We start from the raw sequence: 26,068 nt of genomic DNA on the forward strand, positions 1-26,068 counted from the left end.
CCTTCACGTTCACGCTTTTGTCCCTCGTTTCTGCATGCTGGCACTGCCACAGTAGCGCCACTTAACGTAAGGAGCAGACATGAACAGACAACAAGGATTTACCCTGATTGAGCTAATGGTGGTCATTGGCATTATTGCCATCCTGAGCGCCATTGGCGTTCCGGCCTATCAGAACTACCTGCGAAAAGCGGCGCTCACCGATATGCTGCAAACGTTCATCCCCTACCGCACCGCCATTGAGCTTTGCGCCCTGGATCGTGGTGGTGTGGATAGCTGCGACGCAGGCACCAATGGCATCCCCTCCCCGACAACCACACGTTACGTTTCAGCGATGAGCGTGGCAAAGGGGGCCGTATCGTTAACAGGGCAGGAAAGCCTTAACGGACTTGAAGTGCTCATGACACCGATCTGGAGCGACGGTAACGGTATGACGGGCTGGACGCGTGACTGCAAAATTGCGTCCGACACGGCGCTCAGACAAGCCTGTGAAGATGTTTTCCGCTTCGACAACAACTGACAGGAGTGGACAATGAATACCGAACAGCTAATGACGCTCTGTCAGCGCCATCACGCACTGCTACTCGCAAGCGACACCGATATGATCAGCATTGCGGTGGTGGGTAATCCTGCCTCTGAGCTGATGGAAGCGTTACGCTTCGCCACGCAGAAGCGTATTGATATTGAGTGCTGGACGGCAGAACGGATGGAAAAACGGCTTCAGTCCGTCTCATCATCACACCTGCCGGGCATAGCGCCAAACTCAGCCGCTGACGTGCTCAGTACAACCTTGCAGCAGGCAGTAAACCAGCGGGCTTCTGACATCCATATTGAACCGACGGAGCACGGCTACCAGATCCGTTTGCGAATCGACGGTGTTCTCTACCCGCAACTGCCGATCTCTGCCGCCCTCGGGACGACGCTTGCCGCACGCCTGAAGGTGCTGGGCCAACTGGATATTGCGGAGCGCCGCCTGCCGCAGGACGGCCAGTTTACGGTGGAGCTGGCAAGCGTCCCCGTCTCTTTTCGTATCGCAACCCTTCCCTGTAGTGGTGGAGAAAAAATCGTGCTTCGTCTGCTTCACCAGGTACAGCAGGCACTGGAGCTTGAACAGCTGGGGATGAGCGCAGACCAGCAGGCCCGTTTTGCCGGGGCGCTTAACAGCCCTCAGGGGTTGATTCTGGTCACCGGCCCGACCGGTAGCGGGAAAACGGTGACGCTGTACAGCGCGTTACAGGCGCGAAATACCCCTGACGTCAATATTTGCAGCGTGGAAGATCCCGTTGAAATCCCGCTTGCAGGCTTAAACCAGACGCAGATTAATCCGCGTGCGGGGCTGACCTTCCAGAGCGTGCTGCGTGCCCTGCTCAGGCAGGATCCTGACATCATTATGGGGGGTGAAATTCGTGACGGCGAAACGGCAGAAATTGCCATTAAGGCGGCGCAAACCGGACATCTGGTGCTGTCCACCCTCCATACTAACTCGACGACTGAAACGCTGGTACGGCTGCAACAGATGGGCGTCGCGCGCTGGATGATCTCTTCGGCGCTCTCGATGGTGATTGCCCAGCGACTGGTGCGCCGTTTATGTCCGTACTGCCGACAGGAAGCCAGCCGCCACACCGAATTACCCCGCACGCTGTGGCCCCGGCCGCTTCCTCGCTGGCAACCCACCGGCTGCGATCGCTGCTACCACGGTTTTTATGGTCGCGTAGCCATTTTTGAAGTGCTCGTCATCGACGACACGCTGCGGCAGGCCATCGCCAGCGGAGCAAGCACGGAGGTGATTGGGTCCAGCGCTCGTCAGGCGGGAATGACCTCTTTGTTTGAGCATGGCTGCATGGCCGTAGAGCAAGGGCTGACCACGCTCGAAGAGCTGTTGCGCGTCCTGGGAATGCCCGATGGCTGCTAATTCGCTCTGGCGCTGGCGTGCCCTGAACACCGAGGGGGAGGTGCAAACCGGCACCCTCTGGGCCATCGACCGTGGCGCAGCTTACACGGCTCTGGTGCTTAAACAACTGCACCCGCTGGCGCTGAAACGCTGCCAGCAACGCCACCGATGGCAAGTGCAGCACTGCTACGATATTTTTCGCCAGCTCGCCACGCTGCTACAGGCTGGACTCACGCTATCCCAAAGCCTGCACATGCTGGCGGAACAGCATCCTTTGCAGCACTGGCAGGCGCTGCTGCACAGTCTTGCTGATGACCTGAGCGAAGGTTGCGCCCTGTCAGAGACCATGAAGAAATGGCCAGAGGTGTTTAGCCCTCTTTATGTCTCAATGGTGAAGACGGGTGAGCTGACGGGTAAGCTCGAAGCCTGCTGCCGTCAGCTTGCGCAGCAACAAAAATCCCAGCAGCAGCTCAGTGCGAAGGTGAAGAAAGCGCTGCGCTATCCGCTGATCATCCTGACGCTGGCCGTTTTCGTGGTGCTGGCGATGGTCACGCTGGTTTTGCCTGAGTTTGCTGCAATCTACAAAACGTTCAACACCCCGCTCCCTTTGCTCACGCAGGCAGTCATGGGGCTGGCGGCCTTGGTTCAGGCGCATATCCTCACCCTTTTGGCCCTGCTCGTGGCAATGGTTGTCATCGCCTGTAAGCTGCGGCGGCATCCACGCTGGCAGTATGTCTTGTTACACGTACCGGTGATGGGCACGCTGACGCGCGGGCAAAAACTGGGGCAGATTTTTACCGTGCTGTCATTAACCCAGCAGGCCGGAATTGCCTTTTTACAAGGACTGGAGAGTGTGGAGGAGACCGTTGAGAGGGGCTACTGGCAGGAGAAACTCCGTGAGATACGCAGCGATATCGAACAGGGGATGCCCGTGTGGTCCTCCTTCCAGAAGGCCTCTGTTTTTACGCCACTGTGTATTCAGCTCATTCGCACCGGAGAAGTGTCGGGTTCACTGGATGTGATGCTGATGAATCTGGCCCGCCACCATACGGAACAGACATTTCAGCAGGCAGACAATCTGGCAGCGCTTCTTGAGCCTTTGCTACTGGTCGTGACGGGTCTGATTATTGGCACGCTGGTGGTGGCAATGTATTTGCCGATTTTCCATCTGGGGGATGCAATGAGCGCGGGGTAATGCTGGCGCACGGACGCGCGCCAGCCGTAGCCGTCAGAGGCTATTGAATACGCGGTTTTCCTGCTCCTGAACGCGGATAAACGTCGTGCGTTTCGTCAGCTCTTTCAGGCGGGAAGCACCAACGTAGGTGCAGGCAGAACGCAGACCGCCGAGGATATCGCGCGCCGTGTTTTCGACCGGACCACGCAGTGGCAGCTTAACGGTTTTGCCTTCCGCCGCACGGTATTTCGCGACACCGCCCACGTGACGGGTCATCGCGGATTCAGAGCTCATTCCGTAGAACAGCATGAACTTCTCACCGTTTTCTTCCACCACGGTACCGCCGCTCTCTTCGTGGCCAGCCAGCATGCCGCCGAGCATCACGAAATCCGCGCCGCCGCCGAAGGCTTTCGCGACATCGCCTGGCATGGTGCAGCCACCGTCGCTGATGATCTGGCCGCCCAGACCGTGCGCAGCGTCAGCGCATTCAATTACCGCAGACAGCTGCGGATAACCCACACCGGTTTTCACGCGCGTGGTGCAAACGGACCCCGGGCCAATGCCAACTTTTACAATGTCGGCCCCGGAGAGGATCAGCTCTTCACACATTTCACCGGTCACCACGTTGCCCGCGATGATGGTTTTGGTTGGCCAGGCCTCACGTGCCTTGCTGACGAACTGAACGAAATGCTCGGAATAACCATTTGCCACGTCAATGCAGACAAAATTCAGCGCTGGATTGGCGTTCAGGATCTGTTTGGTTTTCTCGAAATCTGCATCAGACGTACCGGTCGAGACCATCACATGCTTCACCACGTCAGCCGAGGCGGAGGCGACAAACGCATCCCACTCTTCAGCGCTGTAATGTTTGTGTACCGCAGTAAGGATGTCGAATTGCGCCAGTGCGGTCGCCATCTCAAAGGTCCCGACGGTGTCCATGTTGGCCGCGATAATCGGCACGCCAGACCATGTCTGACCGGAATGCTTAAAGGTGAATTGACGTTCGAGTTCAACGTCTGAGCGACTTTTCAGTGTAGAGCGTTTAGGGCGGATAAGAACGTCTTTGAAACCTAACTTCAGATCTTCTTCGATACGCATGTGCGGATTCCTGGGGTTAGAGGCAAATATATTAAAAGCACAACTCCAGTGACGCTATCATACGCACTAATACCTGCTCCGCAAGACTGCGAAATTCTCTTTTTTTACGCTACAATCCTATAAATTTACCTGGTAAAAAGCGGGTAAAGAGAGCTAAACATTGGCTGTTGTAAGTTTGAATTTTAAGCAACTGATTTTAAAACTGAATAATTCCCAGGATCTGATTTAATGGGGTATATCGTCGCATTAACCGGCGGCATCGGTAGTGGTAAAAGCACCGTTGCGCACGCGTTTGCTCGTCTCGGCATCACGATTATCGACGCCGATATCATTGCCCGTCAGGTGGTAGAACCCAATACACCCGCCTTAAACGCCATCGAAGCGCATTTTGGTCGCCGTGTGATACAGGCTGACGGCACCCTGAATCGTCGGCAACTGCGTGAGTGCATATTTTCTGATTCTTCGGAAAAAGCCTGGCTTAATGCCCTGCTCCACCCCATTATCCACCAGGAAACTCAGCGTCAGATTGCCGCAGCCCGTTCGCCCTATGTGTTGTGGGTAGTCCCGTTACTGGTGGAAAATCAGCTTCAGCATAAAGCAGACAGAACGCTGGTGATTGACGTTTCCCGCGAAACGCAAATCCAGAGAACCATGGCGCGTGACCATGTTTCACGCGAGCATGCTGAACAAATTCTTGCCGCACAGGCCACGCGCGAAGCGCGCCTCGCCGTTGCGGATGATGTTATTGATAATAACGGCGCACCAGATGCCATTGCATCGGATGTTGCTCGTCTGCACGCGCAGTATCTGACCTTCGCCGCGCAGGCCGTTGCACAGGAAAAACCATAATGTCGACTCATATCCTTTTTGAGCACCCGCTTAACGAAAAAATGCGTACCTGGCTACGCATAGAATTTCTTATTCAACAGCTTTCACAACATCTGCCTGTCAACGATCACGCCACCGCGCTGCATTTTTTCCGCAACGTGGGCGATCTGCTTGATGTGATTGAACGCGGCGACGTCCGCACTGAGCTGTTGAAAGAGCTGGAGCGCCAGCAGCGAAAATTACAGGCCTGGGCCGAAGTACCGGGCGTGGATCAAAGTCGAATTGACGCTTTACGCCAGCAGCTGAAAAACAGCAGCACGACCCTGATGGCCGCGCCGCGCGTTGGCCAGTTTTTACGAGAGGATCGTCTGATTGCGCTGGTGCGCCAGCGCCTGAGCATACCGGGCGGATGCTGTAGCTTTGACCTGCCGACGCTGCATATGTGGCTGCACATGCCGCAGGAACAGCGCGATCGCCAGGTGAACAGCTGGCTGGGCAGCCTGGAGCCGATGAATCAGACGTTATCGCTGATCCTCGATCTTGTGCGTAACTCGGCCCCGTTCCGCAAACAAACCAGTCTCAACGGTTTTTATCAGGATAACGGTGATGACGCCGATCTTCTGCGCCTGAACCTGTCTCTTGGCGAGCAGCTTTACCCGCAAATTTCCGGACATAAAAGCCGTTTCGCGATCCGCTTTATGCCGCTGGACAGTGAACATGGCACCGTGCCGGAACGCCTCGATTTTGAACTGGCCTGTTGTTAAGGAGTGCCAATGTCTGACGTAACCACCGTAAACTGCCCAACCTGTGGGAAAACTGTCGTCTGGGGAGAAGTGAGTCCATTTCGCCCATTCTGCTGTAAGCGCTGTCAGCTTATAGACCTGGGTGAATGGGCGGCGGAAGAGAAGCGCATTCCGAGCGAAGGCGATCTCTCGGATAGCGATGACTGGAGCGAAAACCAGCAGTAACCTTTGAAGCCTGCTGGCGCTTCGCTTAGCAGGCCTACAGGTTGCCCGTTAGCCGGGATATGACGGGCGCATTTGCCGGAGGAAATTTTTCGGCATCACTCGCGTGAAGCGTAACCCAGCCCCCCGGTTGCCCCTCTTTACCCCACGGTTCACCTTCCCAGCTTTCCACCAGCCAGAACCACAGCGTTATATGACGATCCGGAAACTGGTACTCCAGCTTATCGAACAGCGTTGCGCCAATCGGGGTGATCCCCACCTCTTCCTGAAGCTCACGCACCAGCGCCTGTTCCGGCGTTTCACCTGATTCGATTTTCCCGCCGGGGAATTCCCATTTGTTGGCCATATGCGCATCGGCGGCGCGTTGGGTTATAAAGATCTGATTTTGCGGGTTGCGAATGATCCCGACAGCAATTTGCAGTGTTTTCATCATGTCACTTCCATAAAAAAGGCGCAGATATCTGCGCCTTTTCAGTTTGTTATGTTCTTAGCTCAGACGGCCGTGGCACGCCTTGTATTTTTTGCCGGAACCGCATGGGCACGGATCGTTACGACCGACTTTACGATCGCCCGTCTGCGCTGCGATTGCCGCTGCGGCTTCGCTTTCATCGGTCTGATGGCTCAGCTGCTGCATCTGTGCCAGACGCTCAGCTTCTTCACGACGCTGCTGCTCCATCGCTTCCACTTCTTCCGGCATACGCACCTGAACTTTGCTCAGGGTGCTGATGACTTCATACTTCAGCGACTCCAGCATGGCAGCAAACATGGAGAAGGATTCACGCTTGTACTCCTGCTTCGGATCTTTCTGCGCATAACCACGCAGATGGATACCCTGACGCAGGTAGTCCATTGCCGCCAGGTGCTCTTTCCACAGGGAGTCCAGGGTCTGCAACATTACGCCTTTCTCGAAGTGACGCATCATCTCTGCGCCAACCACTTCTTCCTTACGCTTGTAGACGTCCAGCGCGGTTTCGTAGATACGCTCGCGAAGGGTCTCTTCGTGCAGCTCAGGCTCTTTGTCCAGCCACTCTTTGATTGGCAGTTCGAGATCGAAGTCGTTTTTCAGACGTTCCTGCAAACCTTCGATATCCCACATCTCTTCCAGAGACTGCGGCGGAATGTGCGCGTCGATAGTGGCTTTGAACACATCTTCGCGAATGCTATTGATGGTTTCGCTCACGTCGGACACGTCCAGCAGTTCGTTACGCTGGGTGTAGATCGCACGACGCTGGTCGTTGGCAACGTCATCATATTCCAGCAGCTGCTTACGAATATCGAAGTTGCGGCTTTCTACTTTACGCTGGGCGTTGGCAATCGCTTTGGTAACCCACGGGTGCTCGATCGCTTCGCCAGGTTTCATGCCCAGTTTACGCATCATGCCGGACACACGGTCAGAGGCGAAAATACGCATCAGCGCATCTTCCATAGACAGATAGAAGCGGGAAGAACCGGCATCACCCTGACGACCCGCACGACCGCGCAGCTGGTTATCGATACGACGAGATTCATGACGCTCGGTACCAATGATGTGCAGACCACCGGATGCCAGCACCGCGTCATGACGCACCTGCCAGTCGGCTTTGATCTGCGCGATTTGCTCTGGGGTTGGGTTTTCCAGCTCCGCCACTTCGGCCTGCCAGCTACCGCCGAGCATAATATCGGTACCACGACCCGCCATGTTGGTGGCGATGGTTACGGCAGCCGGGTAACCGGCCTGCGCAACGATATCTGCTTCTTTAGCGTGGAACTTGGCGTTCAGAACGTTGTGTTTGATGCCCGCTTTAGTCAGCTCGTTAGATACCACTTCGGATTTCTCGATGGAGATGGTCCCCACCAGTACCGGCTGGCCCTTCGCGGTACGTTCGCGAATATCTTCGATGATCGCCTGAATTTTTTCCGCTTCAGTCATGTATACCAGGTCCGGCATATCCTTACGGATCATCGGACGGTTGGTAGGTACTACCACGGTATCCAGCTTATAGATGGAGCTGAACTCAAACGCTTCGGTATCTGCGGTACCGGTCATCCCCGCCAGCTTCTCGTACAGACGGAAGTAGTTCTGGAAGGTGATGGATGCCAGCGTCTGGTTTTCGTTTTGAATATCCACGCCTTCTTTCGCTTCCACGGCCTGGTGCAGGCCATCGGACCAGCGACGTCCCTGCATGGTACGGCCGGTGTGTTCATCGACGATGATGACTTCGCCGTCTTTAACGATGTAGTCAACGTCGCGGGTGAACAGGGCGTGCGCGCGCAGTGCGGCCGTTACGTGGTGCATCAGCATGATGTTGCTCGGGGAGTACAGAGACTCGCCCTCTTCCATAATGCCTTCAGCCACCAGCAACTCTTCGATTTTCACCAGGCCGCGTTCGGTCAGGTTGACCTGACGCGCTTTTTCATCCACGGAGAAGTGACCTTCACCCTGGAAGGTATCGGAGTCTTCTTTCTCCTGACGCAGCAGGTGAGGAATGATTTTGTCGACTTTACGGTACATCTCGGAGCTGTCTTCGGCCGGGCCGGAGATGATCAGCGGGGTACGCGCTTCATCGATCAGAATGGAGTCAACCTCATCCACCAGCGCATAGTGCAGTTTACGCTGGACGCGCTCTTCCGGGCTGAACGCCATGTTGTCACGCAGGTAGTCGAAGCCGTATTCGTTGTTGGTGCCGTAGGTGATATCCGCGTTATACGCTTCACGCTTGGCAGGTGCCGGCAGGCCGGACATGTTAATGCCCACGGTCATGCCGAGGAATTCGAACAGTGGACGGTTGTTTTCGGCGTCGCGCTGCGCCAGATAGTCGTTGACGGTAACAACGTGAACGCCCTTACCCGTCAGCGCATTCAGGTAAGCCGGCAGCGTTGCCGTCAGGGTTTTACCTTCACCGGTACGCATTTCCGCGATGCAGCGCTCGTTGAGCACCATCCCGCCCAGCAGCTGCACGTCGAAGTGACGCATGCCGAACACGCGTTTACTGGCCTCACGTACAACGGCGAAGGCTTCCGGGATCAGGCTTTCTAAGGTTTCACCTTTCTCCAGACGCGCACGGAACTCCGCGGTTTTCGCTTTCAGCTCATCATCAGTGAGCTTCTCCATCGCCGGTTCCATACCGTTGATGACGTTCACAGCTTTGCGCATGCGGCGCAGGGTACGATCGTTACGACTACCAAAAACTTTGGTTAACAATTTGATTAGCATAATAAATTCTCAAACGCCCCAGTCGGGCAGATAAATTAAGGTATTGAAAAAGGTTAATTTAGCTGAGGCGTTGAGGCCCGGCACGGATGCCGTGAACCTGGCTAATCCATGTCGAAACAGAGAAGGATGCAGGGGAAACAAAATCCGTTTGCGCCGTCTGATTTACGGTCACTGGCGGCTGGTTGTCCTGCGTCAGAAGCGCATTAAGCGTATCGAGCAGGGCAAGATGCTGAGCCTTGACCGGCAGCGTTTCTTCAGCAACAGGCATCGTCTGCGGCGCCATCGCGAACGACAGATGGCGGATAACCGTGCGAATCGCGTGCTGCTGCCAGTAATCAACGGAGAAATTGGGACGGCGGCTGGCTTCAAGCCATGCGAGATTAGTGAAGTTAACTCGTGTGGTGAGATCGTGTTTGGTCGTCGTGGAACGTGCTGGCGTGGCCGCGTCTGCGCTGTTGCTGAGCACAGGCAAGCCGAAACTCGCCGCGACCATCCCCAATAAGAGATGCGGCCAGAAGTAACGTCTGCCAAATTGTCGCCAGCGCGTCAGTATTCCGCTCACTTGCTCCACCACGTTCGCCCGCCAGTGCAGGCTGAGTTCAGTTATTCTTTTTTAGCGCCCAGATATTACCACTAAAGCCAATACACGGCAGCAGGAATGACACCTTGCAGCAGGTAAAAACGGTCAATAATGCAGCGAACACACCGTTATTCGGCACCCGACACAGGCCAGGGGTGAGGGGGACAAATTAAAGAAGGGCAGAAATAAAAACGACTGGCTTCCCTGGTCGGAGAGAGTACCAGGTGAACCAGTCGCTTTTCTTACGAAACGGCTTTAACCGTTACGCCAGGACCATAGTCGGGGCTTTGAACGCCAGCGGCAGTTCAGCTTCGTCTTCGAAGGTCACATATTCCCAAGCTTCCTGTTTTGCCAGGACGGCCTGCAACAGTTTGTTGTTCAGTGCATGACCGGATTTAAACGCGGTAAATGCACCAATGATGTTGTGACCACACATGAAGAGGTCGCCGATCGCGTCCAGCATTTTGTGACGAACAAATTCATCTTCAAAACGCAGGCCGTCTTCGTTCAGTACGCGATAATCGTCAACAACGATGGCACAATCGAAGCTGCCGCCCAGGCACAGGCCGCGGGATTGCAGATATTCGATATCACGCATAAAGCCGAAGGTACGTGCTCGGCTGATCTGACGCATGAACGCATCCGCAGAGAAGTTCATCGCATAGCGCTGGGTGCTGGAGTCAATCGCCGGATGGTTAAAATCGATGGTGAAGTCCAACGAGAAACCATTGTACGGTTTGAATTCAGCCCATTTGTCGCCATCTTCGACGCGAACGGTCTCTTTAATGCGAACAAATTTCTTCGCGCAGTTCAGTTCTTCGATGCCGGCATCCAGCAACAAATAAACGAACGGAGCAGCACTCCCGTCCATGATCGGGATTTCTGGTGCATCGACTTCAACCATAATGTTGTCGATACCCAGACCCGCCAGGGCGGCGTTCAGGTGCTCTACGGTAGAAATCCGCACGTCATGCTCGTTCACCAGACAAGTACAGAGCATAGTATCACGCACAGATTTGGCATCGGCCGGAAAATCTACCGGTGGATTCAAGTCGGTGCGACGATAGATGACCCCGGTATTGGCCGGCGCAGGGCGTAACGTCAGTGTGACTTTCTTGCCGGTATGTAAACCGACACCCGTCGCCTGAACGATACGTTTAAGTGTCCTTTGTTTGATCATCGTATAATCTCGCCAAATTAACTATCCAACCGAGAGTGTATATCACTAACGGTGGGCCAGTTTAGCACAAAGAGCGCAAATCCCCAAATTCCAGCCAATTCTTAGTCAGCTTGCTTACGCAGGAACGCCGGGATATCCAGATAATCTGGCTCTTTTGCCGTTTGTGGAGTCGGGTCGTTCACCACTTTCGCAGCGGGTTTTTGCTCCTGAGTCAGAGGCGCCATACCGTGCTGCTGGTAACGATCCATAACCGGCTGCTGAGTCTGTTTGTTGGTCACCAGGGTGATCTCAGGACGCTTGTCCATACCGATACCGGTGGCCACAACGGTCACACGCAGTTCGTCGTTCATTTCCGGATCAAGGGACGTACCGATAACAACGGTCGCGTTGTCAGAGGCGAACGCACGGATGGTGTTACCCACGGTTTCGAACTCATCCAGACGCAGGTCAAAGCCAGCGGTAATGTTGACCAGCACGCCGCGCGCGCCAGACAGATCGATATCTTCCAGCAGTGGAGAAGAGATCGCCATTTCAGCGGCTTCTTCCGCACGGTCTTCACCGCTCGCCACGCCAGAGCCCATCATCGCGTAGCCCATCTCGGACATCACGGTGCGAACGTCTGCAAAGTCAACGTTCATCAGACCAGGACGGGTAATCAGTTCAGCAATACCCTGAACCGCGCCTTTCAGCACGTCGTTTGCCGCGCCAAAGGCGTCCAGCAGAGAGATACCGCGACCCAGCACTTTCAGCAGCTTGTCGTTCGGGATGGTAATCAGAGAGTCCACGTGCTTGGACAGCTCGGTGATACCCTGCTCCGCGAAAGCCATACGCTTCTTACCTTCAAAGTTGAAAGGCTTGGTCACGACAGCAACGGTCAGAATACCTAAATCTTTAGCGACTTCCGCCACAACGGGTGCTGCACCGGTACCTGTACCGCCGCCCATACCCGCTGCGATGAAGACCATGTCTGCACCGTCCAGTGCAGCGCGCAGCGCTTCACGATCTTCTTCTGCCGCGTTGCGGCCCACTTCCGGGTTAGCCCCTGCTCCCAGACCTTTGGTGATGCCACCACCGATCTGAATCGTCTGGCCAACAGCCGTTTTACGCAGCGCCTGCGCATCGGTGTTCACCGCGAAGAATTCAACACCTTCGATGCGCTCGCGCACCATGTGCTCTACGGCGTTACCGCCGCCGCCACCGACGCCGATGACTTTAATCACCGCGTCGTTGGTTAATTCCATAGGTTCAAACATAATCTCTCTCTCCGTTGTGCCTGTCGCCCGAGACCGCTAATTCTCTCCGGTCTCTTAAAAAAATTAAAACTCTTTTCGCAACCAGGTGTTAAGTCGTTTGACCCAAGACCCCACCGAGACGCGTTTTTCCACTTCTGCTTCACCACTCAAATGGGATTCTTTCCCGTAGTGCAGCAGGCCCACGGCCGTTGAGTAATACGGCTCCTGAGCGTAATCCGTTAAACCGGTAATATTCAGCGGCGCACCAATACGCACCTGCGTATGGAACACGCGCTGAGCGCAGGCCGCAAGACCTTCAATTTGCGCTGCCCCGCCGGTTAATACAATCCCCGCCGCGAGATGATGTTTCACACCCTGCTGGCGAAGCTGTTCCTGTAACTGCAAAATCTCTTCGTTGACCAGGTTGAGCAGCTCGGTATAACGCGGCTCAATCACCTCTGCCAGCGTCTGGCGTTGCAGGCTGCGCGGCGGTCGCCCGCCTACGCTCGGCACTTCAACGCTCTCGTCTTTGCCGACGATAGAGCCCAGCGCGCAACCATGGCGCACTTTAATCGCCTCTGCATCGCTCGGTGGCGTACCAAAGGCGTAAGCGATATCGCTGGTCACCACATTCCCGGCGTACGGGATCACTTTGGTGTGGCGTAACGCACCGCCGGTATAGACGGCCATGTCCATTGTACCACCACCAATATCGACCACACAGACGCCCAGTTCACGTTCGTCTTCGGTCAGCACGGAATAGCTCGCGGCAAGACCGGCGAAAATGAGTTGGTCAACTTTCAGGCCACAACGTTCAACGGCTTTTACAATGTTCTTCGCCATATCGTTGTGACATGTGATCAGGTGCACTTTTGCCTGCATACGCACGCCCGACAGACCGACCGGATTCTTGATGCCTTCCTGGTAGTCGATCGCGTATTCCTGCGGGATCACATGCAGCACACGGTGCTCGTCGCGAACACGCACGGATTTCGCCGTGTGGACAACGTTCTCAACGTCTTCCTGCGTCACCTCTTCTTCAGAAATCGGCACCATACCGATTTCATTCTGGCAGCTGATGTGCTTACCAGACAGGGCCAGATAGACAGAGGAAATCTGGCAATCTGCCATCAATTCAGCCTGGTCGATGGCGCGCTGAACGCATTTCACCACCGACTCAAGGTCGTTTACCCCACCTTTATCCATACCACGGGAGGGGCAGCTGCCCACGCCAATGATATTGACCATACCGTCGGGCAGAACTTCCCCTACCAAAGCGGCAACCTTCGCGGTGCCAATCTCCAGTCCTACTACCAATTTTCTGTCCGTCGACTTGATCATTGTTGTTCTGCCTGTACCTGTGCCTGATTTTGTTGCTGATTAGGTTCCTCGACCGGAGCCGGCTCCCAACCGACTGCTGCGCCTGAGTCATAGCGCAAATCAACGTAGCTTATCCGTTTGCCATCCGTCTGCGCCTGCTGCTGTAAAACCGGGTAAAGTTCTACAAAACGCGCCAGACGTTTCATTGTGTCGCCGCGGCCAAGATTGAGCTTAATGCCATTCGTTAGGGTCAACTGCCAGGAACGGCGCGCCGTCATCGCAGCATCTTTTAACGTAAAGCGATCCTTAGCCAGCACCTGCCCCATCTCACGAAAACCCTGCAATACTTCGTTTTCGCTGCCTTCCGGGCCATACAACATCGGTAAATTCTGCTTGTTGACACGATCGCTCGGGACGCTGAACGAATTTCCGTCTACGTCAACCATATGCTGATCATTCCAACGCGCAATCGGCACATATTCAACCAGATGAATCTTCAATTCATCAGGCCATTGTTTTCTGACACTCGCCTGTTTTATCCACGGCAGACGTTCAATCTGACTCTGGATAATGTTGACGTCCTGCGTCATAAAGGTGCCAGGCGACCCAAGCGCCAGAATCGACTGGCGAATGTCATCGTTACGCGTGTAGTGTCGCTCCCCGGTCACCACCAGCTTCGACAGCGGCAACCGCTGCGCGTCTTCCATCCAGCCCAGCACCATCCAGCCGCTGATAAACACGGTGCACAGCACCCCGAGCAGGAAGATGATCCCTGCAAGACGCGTTCCATTACTCCGGCGCGAAGAGGAATATTCTTCTTCGTCATCGCGGTTGCGCGTGTTCAATGCAGCCTGAGACATATCAGCCCGCCTGGTCCAGAATACGTACGACTAACTGCGAGAAGCTCATTCCCGCCTGACGCGCCGCCATCGGCACAAGGCTATGGCTGGTCATACCCGGAGACGTGTTTGCTTCCAGCAGATAAAATTGCCCGTCACCGTCAAGCATCACGTCAATGCGTCCCCAGCCACGACATCCCAGCACATTCCAGGCTTTAAGCACCAGAGACTGTAATTCGGCCTCACGCTCTGCTTCAAGACCCGCTGGGCAGAAATATTGCGTCTCATCAGAGAGATACTTCGCCTCATAATCATAGAAGACTCCGGCGGGTTGGATGCGAATTGACGGTAAAATTTCTTCGCCAAGCATCGCGACGGTAAATTCCGGCCCGCTAAGCCATTTTTCAATCAGAACTTCTTCATCATGTTGAAATGCCAGTGCTAAAGCGTCAGCCAAATCTACAGCTTTATCGACTTTAGACATTCCCACGCTCGACCCTTCACGGCTCGGCTTCACAATAACCGGTAAGCCCAGTGCCGCAATGCGTGTATTAACGCTGTCCGACAGGCCCAATTCATATTCACGACGCGTCAGTGCAACCCATGGCGCAACGGGCAGGCCCGCCCCCTGCCACAGCAGTTTGCTGCGCAGTTTATCCATGGAGATGGCGGATGCCATCACGCCGCTGCCGGTGTACGGCATACCGATCAGCTCCAGCAGCCCCTGCAACGTGCCGTCTTCACCGCCGCGACCGTGCAACGCGATAAAGGCTTTATCGAAGCCCATCGCTTTCAGCTGCGTGACGTCCACCTCTTTCGGATCAACCGGATGCGCGTCCACACCACCTTCACGCAGGCCCGCCAGCACGGCAGCGCCCGAATTCAGAGAAACCTCGCGTTCGGCGGAAGTGCCGCCAAACAGGACAGCAATCTTATCAGCCATGACGCTCGTCCTCCTGAGTTTGCGGCTTCAGTTTGATTTCAGCTAAGGTACGGGCGATTTTGCCGATATTTCCCGCGCCCTGAATCAGGATCAGATCGTTACCCGTCAGGACCGGGGCAAGCATTTCAGCCACCTGCGCCGGGTCGGGAACCAGAATAGGATCCACTTTACCGCGTCCACGGATGGTACGACATAAAGAACGACTGTCCGCACCCGGAATCGGAGTTTCACCCGCTGCATAAACATCCAGCATCAGCAGGGTATCGACCTGCGAAAGGACGTTGGCAAAATCGTCATACAGATCGCGAGTACGCGTGTAACGGTGCGGCTGGAAGATCATGACCAGATTCTTTTCCGGCCAACCCGCGCGTGCCGCTTTGATGGTTGCGTCCACTTCCGTCGGATGGTGACCGTAGTCGTCTACCAGCATCGCAGAACCTGGCTTACCGTTTACCGGCTCCAGCGGGAATTCACCGAGGAAGTCGAAGCGACGGCCCGTCCCCTGGAAGCTCTCCAGTGCGCGCAGGATCGCTTCATCGTCAATGCCTTCTTCTGTCGCAACAGCCACCGCCGCTGCCGCATTCAGGGCGTTGTGACGTCCCGGAGCGTTCAGGGTGACATGCAGCAGGTCTTTATCCTGACGCGCGAGGGTGAAATGCCCCTGCGCACCGATCTGCTTGTAATCTTCTACGCGTACATCCGCGTCTTCGCTGAAGCCGTAGGTCGTAATTTGACGCCCGACGCGCGGCAGCAGCTCGCGAATAACCGGATCGTCCACGCACATCACCGCACGGCCATAGAACGGCAGGTTGTGCAGGAAGTTAATAAAGGTCTGCTTTAAGTTCTCGAAGTCGCCCTGGTAAGTGTCCATATGGTCAGCTTCGATGTTGGTGACGATCGCCACCATCGGCTGTAGATGCAGGAACGACGCATCGCTCTCATCCGCTTCCGCAATCAGATAACGGCTGTGGCCCAGACGCGCATGCACGCCAGCGGCTTTCACCAGACCACCGTTAACGAACGTCGGGTCGAGACCCGCTTCCGCATAAATGCTGGAGACCATCGCTGTTGTGGTGGTTTTACCGTGCGTACCGGCCACCGCAATGCCGTGACGGAAACGCATCAGTTCCGCCAGCATTTCCGCGCGACGGATCACCGGGATGCGCGCCTCATGCGCCGCAACGATTTCCGGGTTATCCGCGGAGATAGCGCTGGACACCACAACCACGCTCGCATCGCTCACGTTTTCCGGGCGATGATTGAAATAGATAGTCGCCCCCAGCGACGCCAGCTGCTGCGTAACAGGGTTTGGCGCCAGGTCAGACCCGCTGATCTGATAGCCTTCGTTAGCTAACACTTCGGCAATACCGCCCATGCCAGCACCACCGATGCCGACAAAGTGAATGTGCCGGACGCGACGCATCTCGGGCACGATAGAACGCAGTTTTGCCAGTTGTTGTGTATTCATTCTCTAAACGCCATCGACTACTTCAAAAAAATCGTGCAGCGCAACACGCACTGCGAGAATTATGCCTGGGCTGCCAGGCTCACTTCTTTTGCCACCCGTTCCGTTGCATCCGGGATAGCGGTCGCGCGTGCGCGTTGCGCCATCTCCAGTAATACATCCCGGTTCCAGCCCGCCAGGGTAGTGGCGACCGCATCAGCGGTAAATTGTGGCTGCTCAAAAATCTTCGCGGCACCCGCTTTCTCAAGCGGCAGCGCATTCCAGTACTGCTGTCGGTCTTTGTGCTGGAACGGCACAAACAGCGCCGGTAAACCGGCGGCGGCGATTTCGCTCACCGTCAGCGCGCCCGAGCGACAGACCACAACATCGGCCCAGGCATAGGCTGCGGCCATATCATCAATAAATTCAGTCACTTTATGCTGCGGCTGACCTTCCTGCACGTAGGCCTGCTCAACGGTCTGCTGAGCGCCCTTCCCGCTCTGGTGCCAGATGGTCACCGCATCACCCAGTTTTGCCGCAACCTGCGGCATCGTCTGGTTTAAAATACGTGCGCCCTGGGAACCGCCGACGACCAGCACGCGCACCGGCCCTTCGCGACCCGCCAGACGCGTATCTGGCAGCGGCAGCGCCAGCACGTCCACACGTACCGGATTCCCTACGACATCCGCTTTCGGGAATGCCCCGGGGAAGGCCTGCATAACTTTGGTGGCGATTTTTGCCAGCCATTTGTTGGTCAACCCGGCAATACCGTTCTGCTCATGCAGAACAACGGGGATGCCCAGTGACCACGCCGCCAGTCCGCCCGGACCGGAAACGTAACCGCCCATGCCCAGAACGACGTCAGGCTTAAAACGCTTCATAATGGCGCGCGCCTGACGCCAGGCATTGAAAATGCGCACCGGCGCCAGCAGCTGCGCCTTGATCCCTTTGCCACGAAGGCCAGAAATACGAATAAAGTCGATCTCGATACCGTGTTTAGGTACCAGATCGGCTTCCATGCGGTCTGCGGTTCCCAGCCAGCGTACCTGCCAGCCCTGTTCCATTAAATGGTGCGCAACCGCCAGTCCCGGGAACACGTGTCCACCGGTACCGCCTGCCATCACCATTAACCGCTTCGGTTGATTCATCGTGAACCTCGTGTAAACGCCTGAGCTTTCTCCAGACGCGTTTCATAATCTATGCGTAACAAAAACATGATGGCCGTCGACATGATCAACAGACTCGAACCACCATAACTGATCAACGGCAACGTCAGACCTTTGGTCGGCAGCATACCCGCTGCCGCCCCAACGTTTACCAGCGCCTGGAAGCTAAACCAGATACCAATTGAGCAGGCCAGGAAACCGGAGAAGCGGTGATCGATCTCCAGCGCTTTCCGGCCAATCGACATGGCGCGGAAAGCGACGAAGAATACCATTAATAGCGCCAATACCACACCGATATAACCCAGTTCTTCCCCAATAATGGAGAAGATGAAGTCGGTGTGCGCCTCCGGTAAATACTCCAGTTTTTGTACCGAGTTGCCCAGGCCTTGACCCCAGACTTCGCCGCGGCCAAACGCCATCAGCGACTGCGTCAGCTGGTAACCGCTGCCGAACGGATCTTCCCATGGGTTCCAGAACGAGGTCACACGGCGGATACGGTAGGGCTCGGCGAGGATCAGCAGCACCACCGCCGAAATCCCCATCCCGATGATGGCAATGAACTGCCACAGTTTTGCGCCCGCCAGGAACAGCATCGCCAGCGTAGTGACAAACAGTACGACTACCGTACCGAGGTCGGGCTGCGCCAGCAGCAGGATCGCGAGGACCAGAATCACGCCCATCGGTTTTAAGAAGCCACGAAGGTTGTTACGAACTTCGTCAACTTTACGCACCAGGTAGTTAGCCAGGTAGCAGAACAACGACAGTTTGGTGAACTCCGCGGGCTGAATACGCAGTGGCCCAAAGGCAATCCAGCGTGATGCCCCGTTAACGGAGCTCCCGACAACCAGAACGATCAACAGCATGATGATTGAGGCGATGAGCATGGCTGTACTGTGCCGCTGCCAGAACGACATCGGCAGGCGTAAGGTGATCATTGCCAGGCAGAACGCGAGAATGATGTACAGCCCGTCACGCTTGGCAAACAGGAACGGGTCGTTTGCCAGACGCTGTCCGACAGGCATTGACGCCGAGGTGACCATAATAAAGCCGATCGCCGCCAGCCCCAGCGTGAGCCAGAACAGCGTGCGGTCGTACATGATCAGGCTGTCGGAATCTTTATCCCGGGAAGCCATCACCCAGCCTTTCAGCGCCGTAAACAGCCATACCAGGATACCAAATCCTGGCAGGCGCGGCATTTTCAGGCGAGGGAGAGATAAACGCATCAGCCTAACTCCTTCGCCAGGCGGGTAAAGACATCACCCCGCTGTTCGAAACTCTTGAATTGATCGAGGCTGGCACAGGCTGGTGAGAGCAGTACCATATCGCCGGGCTTCACGCGAGGGGCGATGAGGCGCATCGCCTGCTCCATGGTCTCGGTTTGCTCGGCGACTTCAGGACGCAACGCTGCCAGCTCGCTGCCATCGCGGCCAAAGCAATACAGGCGCACGTTATCACCGTTGAGATACTGCTTCAGCGAGGAGAAGTCAGCCGATTTACCGTCGCCGCCCAGCAGCAGGTATAGCGTGCCATCAACGTGCAAACCGTTCAGTGCCGCCTCGGTGCTACCCACGTTGGTCGCTTTGGAATCATTAATCCAGCGTACGCCGTTGTGCTCCAGCGCCAGCTGGAAGCGGTGCGCCAGGCCGGTAAAGGTGGTGAGCGCCTTCAGGCTTGAAGATCGCGGCAGGCCAACGGCATCCGCCAGCGCCAGCGCCGCCAGAGCATTGGTGTAGTTATGCTGGCCGGAGAGCATCATCTCTTTCACGTTCAGCACTTTCTCACCTTTCACGCGTAGCCAGGTTTCGCCCTGCTGACGATTAAGGTGATAGTCACCCATGTTAATACCGAAGCTAATGCAGCGTTCGTCTGCGCCGCGCACCGGCATGGTGAGTGCATCATCGGCATTCACTACGCAAACTTTGGCATTTTCATAAACGCGCAGTTTGGCCGCACGGTACTGCTGCAAGCCGAACGGGTATCTGTCCATATGATCTTCGGTGACGTTTAGGATCGTCGCCGCCGCCGCATGCAGGCTTGAAGTGGTTTCCAGCTGGAAGCTGGAAAGCTCAAGGACGAACAGCTCACACCCTTTATCAAGCAGCATCAGAGCGGGCAGACCAATGTTACCGCCCACGCCGACATTTTTGCCCGCCGCCTTCGCCATTTCCCCCACCAGCGTGGTGACGGTGCTTTTACCGTTTGAACCGGTAATGGCGACGATCGGGGCCTGCGCCTCCCGGCAGAACAGTTCGATATCGCCGACAATCTCAACGCCCGCATCCGCGGCGGCGCTCAGGGAAGGATGCGCCAGCGCCATACCGGGGCTGGCAACAATCAGATCGGCGGCCAGCAGCCACTCATCATTCAGACCACCCAGGTGGCGTTCAACCTGCTCCGGCAGCTTGTCCAGACCCGACGGAGAGACGCGCGTATCCATCACGCGCGGCGTCACGCCACGCGCAAGGAAAAAGTCCACGCAGGAGAGGCCGGTGAGGCCTAACCCGATGATAACGACTTTTTTGCCCTGGTAATCTGCCATGATTAACGTACCTTCAGCGTTGCCAGGCCAATCAGCACCAGCATCAGCGAAATAATCCAGAAGCGCACAATGACGCGCGGCTCCGGCCAGCCTTTCAGTTCATAGTGGTGGTGAATCGGTGCCATACGGAAGATGCGCTGACCGCGCAGCTTGAAGGAACCGACCTGCAAAATCACCGACAGCGTCTCAACCACAAACACACCGCCCATGATCACCAGCAGGAACTCCTGACGCAGCAGCACGGCGATAATGCCCAGCGCGCCGCCCAGCGCCAGTGAACCGACGTCGCCCATAAAGACCTGCGCCGGATAGGTGTTAAACCACAGGAAGCCCAGCCCCGCCCCGACAATCGCCGTACAGACGATCACCAGCTCACCCGCATGTCGCAGGTACGGGATGTGCAGGTAGTTTGCAAAGTTCATGTTACCGGTCGCCCACGCCACCAGCGCGAAACCGCCCGCGACAAACACGGTTGGCATGATGGCCAGGCCGTCCAGACCATCGGTCAGGTTGACGGCATTGCCGGTGCCGACGATCACAAAGTAAGCCAGCAGAATGTAGAACAGCCCCAATTGCGGCATCACGTCTTTGAAGAACGGCACCACCAGCTCGGTGGCCGGGGTGTCTTTTCCTGCCAGATAAAGCGCGAAGGCCACGCCCAGCGCAATCACCGACATCCAGAAATACTTCCAGCGGGCGATCAAACCTTTGGTGTCTTTGCGCACGACTTTGCGGTAGTCATCAACAAAACCGATGATCCCGTAGCCAACCAGCACGGTCAGCACGCACCAGACATAGGGGTTAGACGGATAGGCCCACAGCAGAACGGACACCACAATCGCGGTCAGGATCATGATCCCGCCCATGGTCGGCGTACCGCGCTTGCTGAAGTGCGATTCCGGACCATCGTTGCGTACAACCTGGCCGAAAGAGAGTTTTTGCAGACGGGCAATCATGCGCGGGCCCATCCACAGCGAGATGAACAGCGCAGTCAGCAGGCTGACGATGGCGCGAAACGTCAGATAGGAAAAGACGTTAAAGCCTGAGTAATATTTGACCAAATGTTCGGCCAGCCAAACTAACATGTCCCGTTCTCCTGTAATGCGTGCACAACCTCTTCCATGGCGGCACTACGTGAACCTTTAACTAAAACAGTCACAATCTGTTTTTCTGTAATCAATGCCTTCAGGCGTTCGATCAGTGCAGATTTATCGGCAAAATGTTCGCCAACTTCACTGGCATCGGAAATGGCCTTGCTCAGCGTGCCTGCGCTCAATACGCGGTCAAGCCCGGCGGCTTTCGCCGCTTCACCCACCTGAACATGGCAGGCTTCGCTTTCATCACCCAGCTCGGCCATATCGCCCACAACCATCACGCGATAGCCCGGCATCTCAGACAAGACCTGCACGGCCGCCGTCATGGAGCCGACGTTAGCGTTGTAGGAGTCATCCAGCAGAAGTTTGTTTTCAGCCAGCTGGATCGGGAAAAGACGCCCCGGCACGGCTTTTAAATTTGCCAGACCTGCTTTGATCGCCGCGTGTGAGGCACCTACCGCCATTGAGAGCGCTGCCGCAGCAAGCGCATTGGCGATGTTATGACGACCGGGCAGGGGCAGCAGCACCTCGATGTCGCCCGTTGGGGTCGTGAGGGTGAACTCGGTGCCGTGTGACGTCACATGAATGTTGGTCGCCGAAAAATCACTGTTTGCCGCATTCGGTGAGAAGCGCCAGGTTTTGCGTGAACCAATGATGCTCTGCCAGTTCAGCCAGTCGTTGTTATCGGCGTTCATAATGGCGATGCCGTCATCCGGCAGGCCGGTATAAATTTCACCTTTCGCTTTCGCCACACCGGCCAGCGAACCAAAACCTTCAAGATGTGCCGCCGCCAGGTTATTCACCAGCGCCGCTTCCGGACGCGTCAGGCTCACGGTCCAGGCGATTTCGCCCTGATGGTTAGCCCCTAACTCAATCACCGCATATTCATGCTCGTGGGTCAGGCGCAGCAGCGTCATCGGTACACCGATGTCATTATTAAGGTTGCCCGCCGTATAAAGCGTGTTACCGCACTGGCTAAGGATCGCCGCCGTCATCTCTTTAACGGAGGTTTTGCCCGACGAGCCCGTCAGCGCCACGACGCGTGTTGGCACCTGCTGGCGAACCCATGCCGCCAGCTCGCCAAACGCCAGGCGCGTATCTTTCACCACAATCTGCGGCAAATCGATATCGAGCTTACGGCTGACCAGCAGCGCGCCCGCGCCGTTATCTTTAGCCTGTTGCGCAAAATCGTGGGCGTCAAAACGCTCGCCCTTCAGCGCCACAAACAGGCAGCCCGCCGTCACCTTACGGGTGTCGGTGGTCACAGCCTCAATGGTTAGATCCTGACCATGCAGCATCCCCTGCAATACCGCAGCGGCCTGGCTTAACGTAATGCTAATCATGCCACCACTCCCAGCAGACGCGCTGCCGTCACGCGGTCGGAGTAATCCAGACGACGATTGCCGACGATCTGATAATCTTCATGACCTTTACCGGCCAGCAGAACCACATCGTTCTCCTGCGCCTGCATAATGGCGTTAGTCACGGCCTCCGCACGGCCTTCGACCACGCGCGCACGACCCGCATCCAGCATGCCCGCCAGAATGTCATTGATAATGGCCCGCGGCTCTTCGGTACGCGGGTTGTCATCGGTTACCACGGGAATATCCGCGAACTGCTCAGCTATGGCGCCCATCAGCGGACGTTTGCCCTTGTCGCGATCGCCACCGCAGCCAAACACGCACCAGAGCTTGCCTGCGCAGTGCAGACGCGCCGCTTCCAGCGCTTTTTCCAGCGCATCCGGCGTGTGTGCGTAATCCACGACCACCGTCGGCTTGCCCGGCGCGCTGAACACTTCCATGCGGCCACAGACCGGTTGCAAACGCTCAGACGTTTTCAGCAGATCCGCCATCGGGTAGCCCAGCGCCAGCAACGTCGCCAGCGCCAGCAGCAGGTTACTGACGTTAAAGGCCCCCATCAGGCGGCTTTCAATTTCACCTTCGCCCCAGGTGGAAGCGAAGCGGATCGTCGCCCCACTATCGTGGTAGTTCACCTCGACCGCCTTCAGCCAGCGGCCGCGGCAGTTCGGATTAATGCGATCTTCCATCGACACCGCCACCGCATCCGGCAGTTTTTCCAGCCAGCGGCGACCGACTTCGTCGTCGGCGTTAATGATCGCCTGCCCGTGGTGGTGAGTGGAATAAAGCAGCCATTTCGCCGCTTCGTAGTGCTCCATATCACCATGATAATCAAGGTGATCGCGGCTCAGGTTAGTAAAGACAGAGGCAGCAAATTTCAGGGCCGCCACGCGATGTTGTACCAGACCATGGGAAGAGACTTCCATCGCAGCGAAGGTCGCCCCCTGCTCAGCGAGGCCCGCCAGCACGCGCTGCACGTCAACCGCCGAGCCTGTAGTATTTTCCGTCGGGCTTACTTTGCCCAGAAGACCGTTCCCCACCGTGCCCATGACGGCACCGGTTTCGCCCAGCAGCTGCGCCCACTGCGCCATCAGCTGAGTGGTGGTGGTTTTTCCGTTGGTTCCTGTCACGCCAACCAGCTTTAACTGGTCGGAAGGTTCGTTGTAAAAACGTCCTGCCAGCGCGGAGAGACGCTCATTCAGCTGGCTGAGATAGATGACCGGCACGCCGTGCATTTCACGGATCTCACCGTCTGTTGCCTCATCTTTGGCCTCAGCAATAATGGCAGCAACACCTTGCGCAATCGCCTGCGGGATATAACGACGCCCGTCCGCCTGATGACCCACTACTGCCACAAAAAGATCGCCAGAAGCCGCTACGCGGCTGTCCAGTACCATCTCTCGCAGTGCTCGCGCAGGTAGCATAGGCACCCACGGAGCAAGAAGGTCGCGCAAATTACGATCTGCCACCTGTTCCCTCGCCTTGATTAATTACAAATTCACTTTTTTCGCCCGTCGCCAGCGCATCCGGTTCAATGTTCATGGTGCGCAACACGCCGCCCATAATAGCCCCGAACACAGGCGCGGAGACGGCGCCGCCGTAGTATTTACCCGCCTGCGGATCGTTGATGACGACCACCAGTGCAAAACGCGGATTGCTTGCAGGCGCTACGCCTGCTGTATAGGCAATGTATTTGTTGATATAGCGGCCGTCCGGCCCCACTTTTTTCGCTGTACCGGTTTTAATGGCGATACGATAGCCCTTAATCGCGGCCTTCACGCCGCCACCGCCTGGTAACGCGACGCTTTCCATCATATGCACGACGGTACGAACGATAGATTCCGGGAAAACACGTTCCCCCGGAACCGGTGGATCAACTTTGGTGATCGACAGCGGGCGATAAATGCCATAGCTGCCAATCGTTGCGTAGACTCGCGCTAACTGTAAGGGAGTTACCATTAGCCCGTAGCCGAAAGAGAAGGTGGCCCTCTCTATGTCAGACCACCGTTGTTTTTGAGGATATAAGCCACTGCGTTCTCCGACCAACCCCAAATTGGTCGCCTTTCCCAGCCCAAAACGTGAGTAAGTATCTACTAACGCTGAGGACGGCATCGCTAACGCCAGTTTTGACACACCGACGTTACTCGACTTCTGTAAGACCCCGGTCAGGGTCAGTTCGCTGTAACGTGCCACGTCTTTGATTTCGTGACCGTTAATTCGATAAGGGATCGTATTCAGAACGGTATTTTCGTTGACGATGCCTCGCTGTAGAGCCGTCATCACCACCATAGGTTTTACGGTTGAGCCGGGTTCAAACACATCGGTGATGGAGCGGTTACGCATTGCATCTTTTGCTGTACCGGCAAAATTATTCGGGTTGTATGAGGGGCTACTGGCCATCGCCAGCACTTCACCTGTCGCCACATCCACCAGCACGGCGCTGCCCGATTCCGCCTTGTTAAACGCGACGGCGTTGTTCAGCTCACGATAGACCAGCGCCTGCAAGCGTTCATCAATACTCAGGGCCAGGTTGTGCGCGGCCTGGCTGTCTGTCGAGGAAATGTCTTCAATGACGCGACCATAGCGGTCTTTACGCACGATTCGCTCGCCAGGCTGGCCGGTAAGCCACTTGTCGAAGCTTTTTTCAACGCCCTCAATCCCCTGGCTATCCACGTTGGTAAAGCCAATCAGGTGCGCGGTGACTTCGCCCGAAGGATAGTAACGGCGGGATTCTTCCCGCAGATGAATGCCCGGCAGCTTCAGTTTCTTAATGTAGTCAGCCATGTCAGGGTTCACCTGACGGGCAAGATAGATAAAGCGCCCTTTCGGGTTGGCGTTAACGCGCGACGCCAGCTGATCCAGCGGCATTTTCAACGCGTCTGACAGCGCCTTCCAGCGGTTATCAAGGGTGATCCCGCCTGCATCGTGTAACTCTTTCGGATCGGCCCAGATCGCCTTCACCGGCACGCTCACCGCCAGCGGACGGCCGGAACGATCGGTGATCATCCCACGAGAGGTAGAAACTTCCTGCACGCGCAGAGAACGCATATCACCCTGACGTACCAGCATGTCAGGCGCGATGATTTGTAGCCACGCCACGCGTCCCAGCAGGAAACCCAGCGCCAGTAAAATGCAGCCGCAAAGCAACGCAAAACGCCAACTGACAAAGTTGGCCTGTTCTTCCTGGCGTTTTGGTTTTAGCGTTTTTGCCGCTGCTTTCATGCGTC

General features: G+C 56.2%; 23 protein-coding genes. 6 read left to right on the forward strand and 17 right to left on the reverse strand.

From position 1 onward, the window contains the following. The first annotated feature begins 79 nt into the window (after nucleotides 1-79). From ppdD to hofC, 3 genes are read left to right on the forward strand one after another with little or no spacing between them, the layout of a single operon-like run. Nucleotides 80-517, forward strand: coding sequence for a prepilin peptidase-dependent pilin (gene ppdD, locus SK62_RS17260; protein WP_015572680.1), 438 nt, complete (start codon nucleotides 80-82; stop codon nucleotides 515-517). Nucleotides 518-529: 12 nt separating this feature from the next. Next, complete coding sequence (gspE, locus tag SK62_RS17265; RefSeq protein WP_048249760.1) at nucleotides 530-1,909, forward strand: type II secretion system protein GspE; 1,380 nt, start codon at nucleotides 530-532, stop codon at nucleotides 1,907-1,909. Next, a complete protein-coding gene (hofC, locus tag SK62_RS17270) occupies nucleotides 1,899-3,083 on the forward strand; it encodes a protein transport protein HofC (RefSeq protein WP_045339671.1) in 1,185 nt (394 codons plus the stop codon). Before gspE ends, hofC begins: the two co-directional genes overlap by 11 nt. A gap of 33 nt (nucleotides 3,084-3,116) precedes the next feature. On the opposite strand, the gene SK62_RS17275 is transcribed toward hofC, so the two are convergent. After that, nucleotides 3,117-4,160, reverse strand: a complete 1,044-nt coding sequence (locus SK62_RS17275; protein ID WP_017383777.1) for a GMP reductase — start codon at nucleotides 4,158-4,160, stop codon at nucleotides 3,117-3,119. A gap of 228 nt (nucleotides 4,161-4,388) precedes the next feature. Between SK62_RS17275 and coaE the strand changes: the two genes are divergently transcribed. Genes coaE through yacG form a run of 3 tightly spaced genes read left to right on the forward strand, consistent with a single transcriptional unit; the run spans nucleotide 4,389 to nucleotide 5,956 of the window. Then, the gene (coaE, locus tag SK62_RS17280; RefSeq protein ID WP_017694512.1) at nucleotides 4,389-5,009 is read left to right on the forward strand and encodes a dephospho-CoA kinase; all 621 of its coding nucleotides are present in this window, start codon (nucleotides 4,389-4,391) and stop codon (nucleotides 5,007-5,009) included. Beyond that, entirely contained in the window at nucleotides 5,009-5,752 is a 744-nt protein-coding gene (gene zapD / locus SK62_RS17285; protein ID WP_015572676.1) for a cell division protein ZapD, read from the forward strand. The genes coaE and zapD overlap by 1 nt, the downstream gene beginning before the upstream one ends. 9 nt (nucleotides 5,753-5,761) lie before the next feature. Further along, nucleotides 5,762-5,956 carry a DNA gyrase inhibitor YacG gene (gene yacG, locus SK62_RS17290; protein WP_003856332.1) on the forward strand — a complete coding sequence of 65 codons (195 nt, stop codon included), beginning with the start codon at nucleotides 5,762-5,764 and terminating at the stop codon, nucleotides 5,954-5,956. A gap of 34 nt (nucleotides 5,957-5,990) precedes the next feature. Here the strand turns inward: yacG and mutT are convergent, their stop codons facing one another. From mutT to ftsI, 16 genes are all read right to left on the reverse strand, one after another. After that, nucleotides 5,991-6,383 (reverse strand): 8-oxo-dGTP diphosphatase MutT, encoded by a 393-nt coding sequence (gene mutT / locus SK62_RS17295; protein ID WP_026094401.1) that lies wholly within the window; start codon nucleotides 6,381-6,383, stop codon nucleotides 5,991-5,993. A gap of 57 nt (nucleotides 6,384-6,440) precedes the next feature. Further along, nucleotides 6,441-9,146 carry a preprotein translocase subunit SecA gene (secA, locus tag SK62_RS17300; RefSeq protein ID WP_015572673.1) on the reverse strand — a complete coding sequence of 902 codons (2,706 nt, stop codon included), beginning with the start codon at nucleotides 9,144-9,146 and terminating at the stop codon, nucleotides 6,441-6,443. 58 nt (nucleotides 9,147-9,204) lie between these two features. Continuing rightward, nucleotides 9,205-9,708, reverse strand: a complete 504-nt coding sequence (gene secM, locus SK62_RS17305) for a secA translation cis-regulator SecM (RefSeq protein ID WP_032667806.1) — start codon at nucleotides 9,706-9,708, stop codon at nucleotides 9,205-9,207. Between the two features lie 280 nt (nucleotides 9,709-9,988). Beyond that, nucleotides 9,989-10,906 carry a UDP-3-O-acyl-N-acetylglucosamine deacetylase gene (lpxC, locus tag SK62_RS17310; RefSeq protein ID WP_003856337.1) on the reverse strand — a complete coding sequence of 306 codons (918 nt, stop codon included), beginning with the start codon at nucleotides 10,904-10,906 and terminating at the stop codon, nucleotides 9,989-9,991. 101 nt (nucleotides 10,907-11,007) lie between these two features. Next, a complete protein-coding gene (gene ftsZ / locus SK62_RS17315) occupies nucleotides 11,008-12,159 on the reverse strand; it encodes a cell division protein FtsZ (protein WP_003856338.1) in 1,152 nt (383 codons plus the stop codon). A 63-nt stretch (nucleotides 12,160-12,222) separates the two neighbouring features. Further along, nucleotides 12,223-13,479: a cell division protein FtsA gene (gene ftsA / locus SK62_RS17320; RefSeq protein ID WP_003856340.1), complete on the reverse strand. Its 1,257-nt coding sequence runs from the start codon at nucleotides 13,477-13,479 to the stop codon at nucleotides 12,223-12,225. Then, nucleotides 13,476-14,318 (reverse strand): cell division protein FtsQ, encoded by an 843-nt coding sequence (gene ftsQ, locus SK62_RS17325; RefSeq protein WP_003856342.1) that lies wholly within the window; start codon nucleotides 14,316-14,318, stop codon nucleotides 13,476-13,478. The genes ftsA and ftsQ overlap by 4 nt, the downstream gene beginning before the upstream one ends. A 1-nt stretch (nucleotide 14,319) precedes the next feature. After that, nucleotides 14,320-15,240, reverse strand: a complete 921-nt coding sequence (locus SK62_RS17330) for a D-alanine--D-alanine ligase (protein WP_032652572.1) — start codon at nucleotides 15,238-15,240, stop codon at nucleotides 14,320-14,322. Then, nucleotides 15,233-16,708 carry a UDP-N-acetylmuramate--L-alanine ligase gene (gene murC / locus SK62_RS17335; protein ID WP_003856345.1) on the reverse strand — a complete coding sequence of 492 codons (1,476 nt, stop codon included), beginning with the start codon at nucleotides 16,706-16,708 and terminating at the stop codon, nucleotides 15,233-15,235. Before murC ends, SK62_RS17330 begins: the two co-directional genes overlap by 8 nt. Before the next feature lie 59 nt (nucleotides 16,709-16,767). Further along, nucleotides 16,768-17,832, reverse strand: a complete 1,065-nt coding sequence (gene murG, locus SK62_RS17340; protein WP_017383783.1) for an undecaprenyldiphospho-muramoylpentapeptide beta-N-acetylglucosaminyltransferase — start codon at nucleotides 17,830-17,832, stop codon at nucleotides 16,768-16,770. Continuing rightward, nucleotides 17,829-19,073: a cell division protein FtsW gene (ftsW, locus tag SK62_RS17345; protein WP_006810115.1), complete on the reverse strand. Its 1,245-nt coding sequence runs from the start codon at nucleotides 19,071-19,073 to the stop codon at nucleotides 17,829-17,831. The genes murG and ftsW overlap by 4 nt, the downstream gene beginning before the upstream one ends. After that, nucleotides 19,073-20,389, reverse strand: a complete 1,317-nt coding sequence (murD, locus tag SK62_RS17350; protein ID WP_017694517.1) for a UDP-N-acetylmuramoyl-L-alanine--D-glutamate ligase — start codon at nucleotides 20,387-20,389, stop codon at nucleotides 19,073-19,075. Before murD ends, ftsW begins: the two co-directional genes overlap by 1 nt. 2 nt (nucleotides 20,390-20,391) lie before the next feature. Next, the gene (gene mraY, locus SK62_RS17355) at nucleotides 20,392-21,474 is read right to left on the reverse strand and encodes a phospho-N-acetylmuramoyl-pentapeptide-transferase (protein ID WP_003856353.1); all 1,083 of its coding nucleotides are present in this window, start codon (nucleotides 21,472-21,474) and stop codon (nucleotides 20,392-20,394) included. Further along, on the reverse strand, nucleotides 21,468-22,826 hold the full coding sequence (gene murF / locus SK62_RS17360; RefSeq protein ID WP_023303078.1) for a UDP-N-acetylmuramoyl-tripeptide--D-alanyl-D-alanine ligase: 1,359 nt from the start codon (nucleotides 22,824-22,826) through the stop codon (nucleotides 21,468-21,470). The genes mraY and murF overlap by 7 nt, the downstream gene beginning before the upstream one ends. Next, complete coding sequence (gene murE / locus SK62_RS17365; RefSeq protein WP_017383786.1) at nucleotides 22,823-24,310, reverse strand: UDP-N-acetylmuramoyl-L-alanyl-D-glutamate--2,6-diaminopimelate ligase; 1,488 nt, start codon at nucleotides 24,308-24,310, stop codon at nucleotides 22,823-22,825. Before murE ends, murF begins: the two co-directional genes overlap by 4 nt. Then, nucleotides 24,297-26,063, reverse strand: coding sequence for a peptidoglycan glycosyltransferase FtsI (gene ftsI, locus SK62_RS17370; protein WP_003856361.1), 1,767 nt, complete (start codon nucleotides 26,061-26,063; stop codon nucleotides 24,297-24,299). Before ftsI ends, murE begins: the two co-directional genes overlap by 14 nt. Nucleotides 26,064-26,068: the final 5 nt, after the last annotated feature.

This window comes from Enterobacter sp. BIDMC109, from assembly GCF_001037885.1.
GTDB lineage: Bacteria > Pseudomonadota > Gammaproteobacteria > Enterobacterales > Enterobacteriaceae > Enterobacter > Enterobacter hormaechei_C.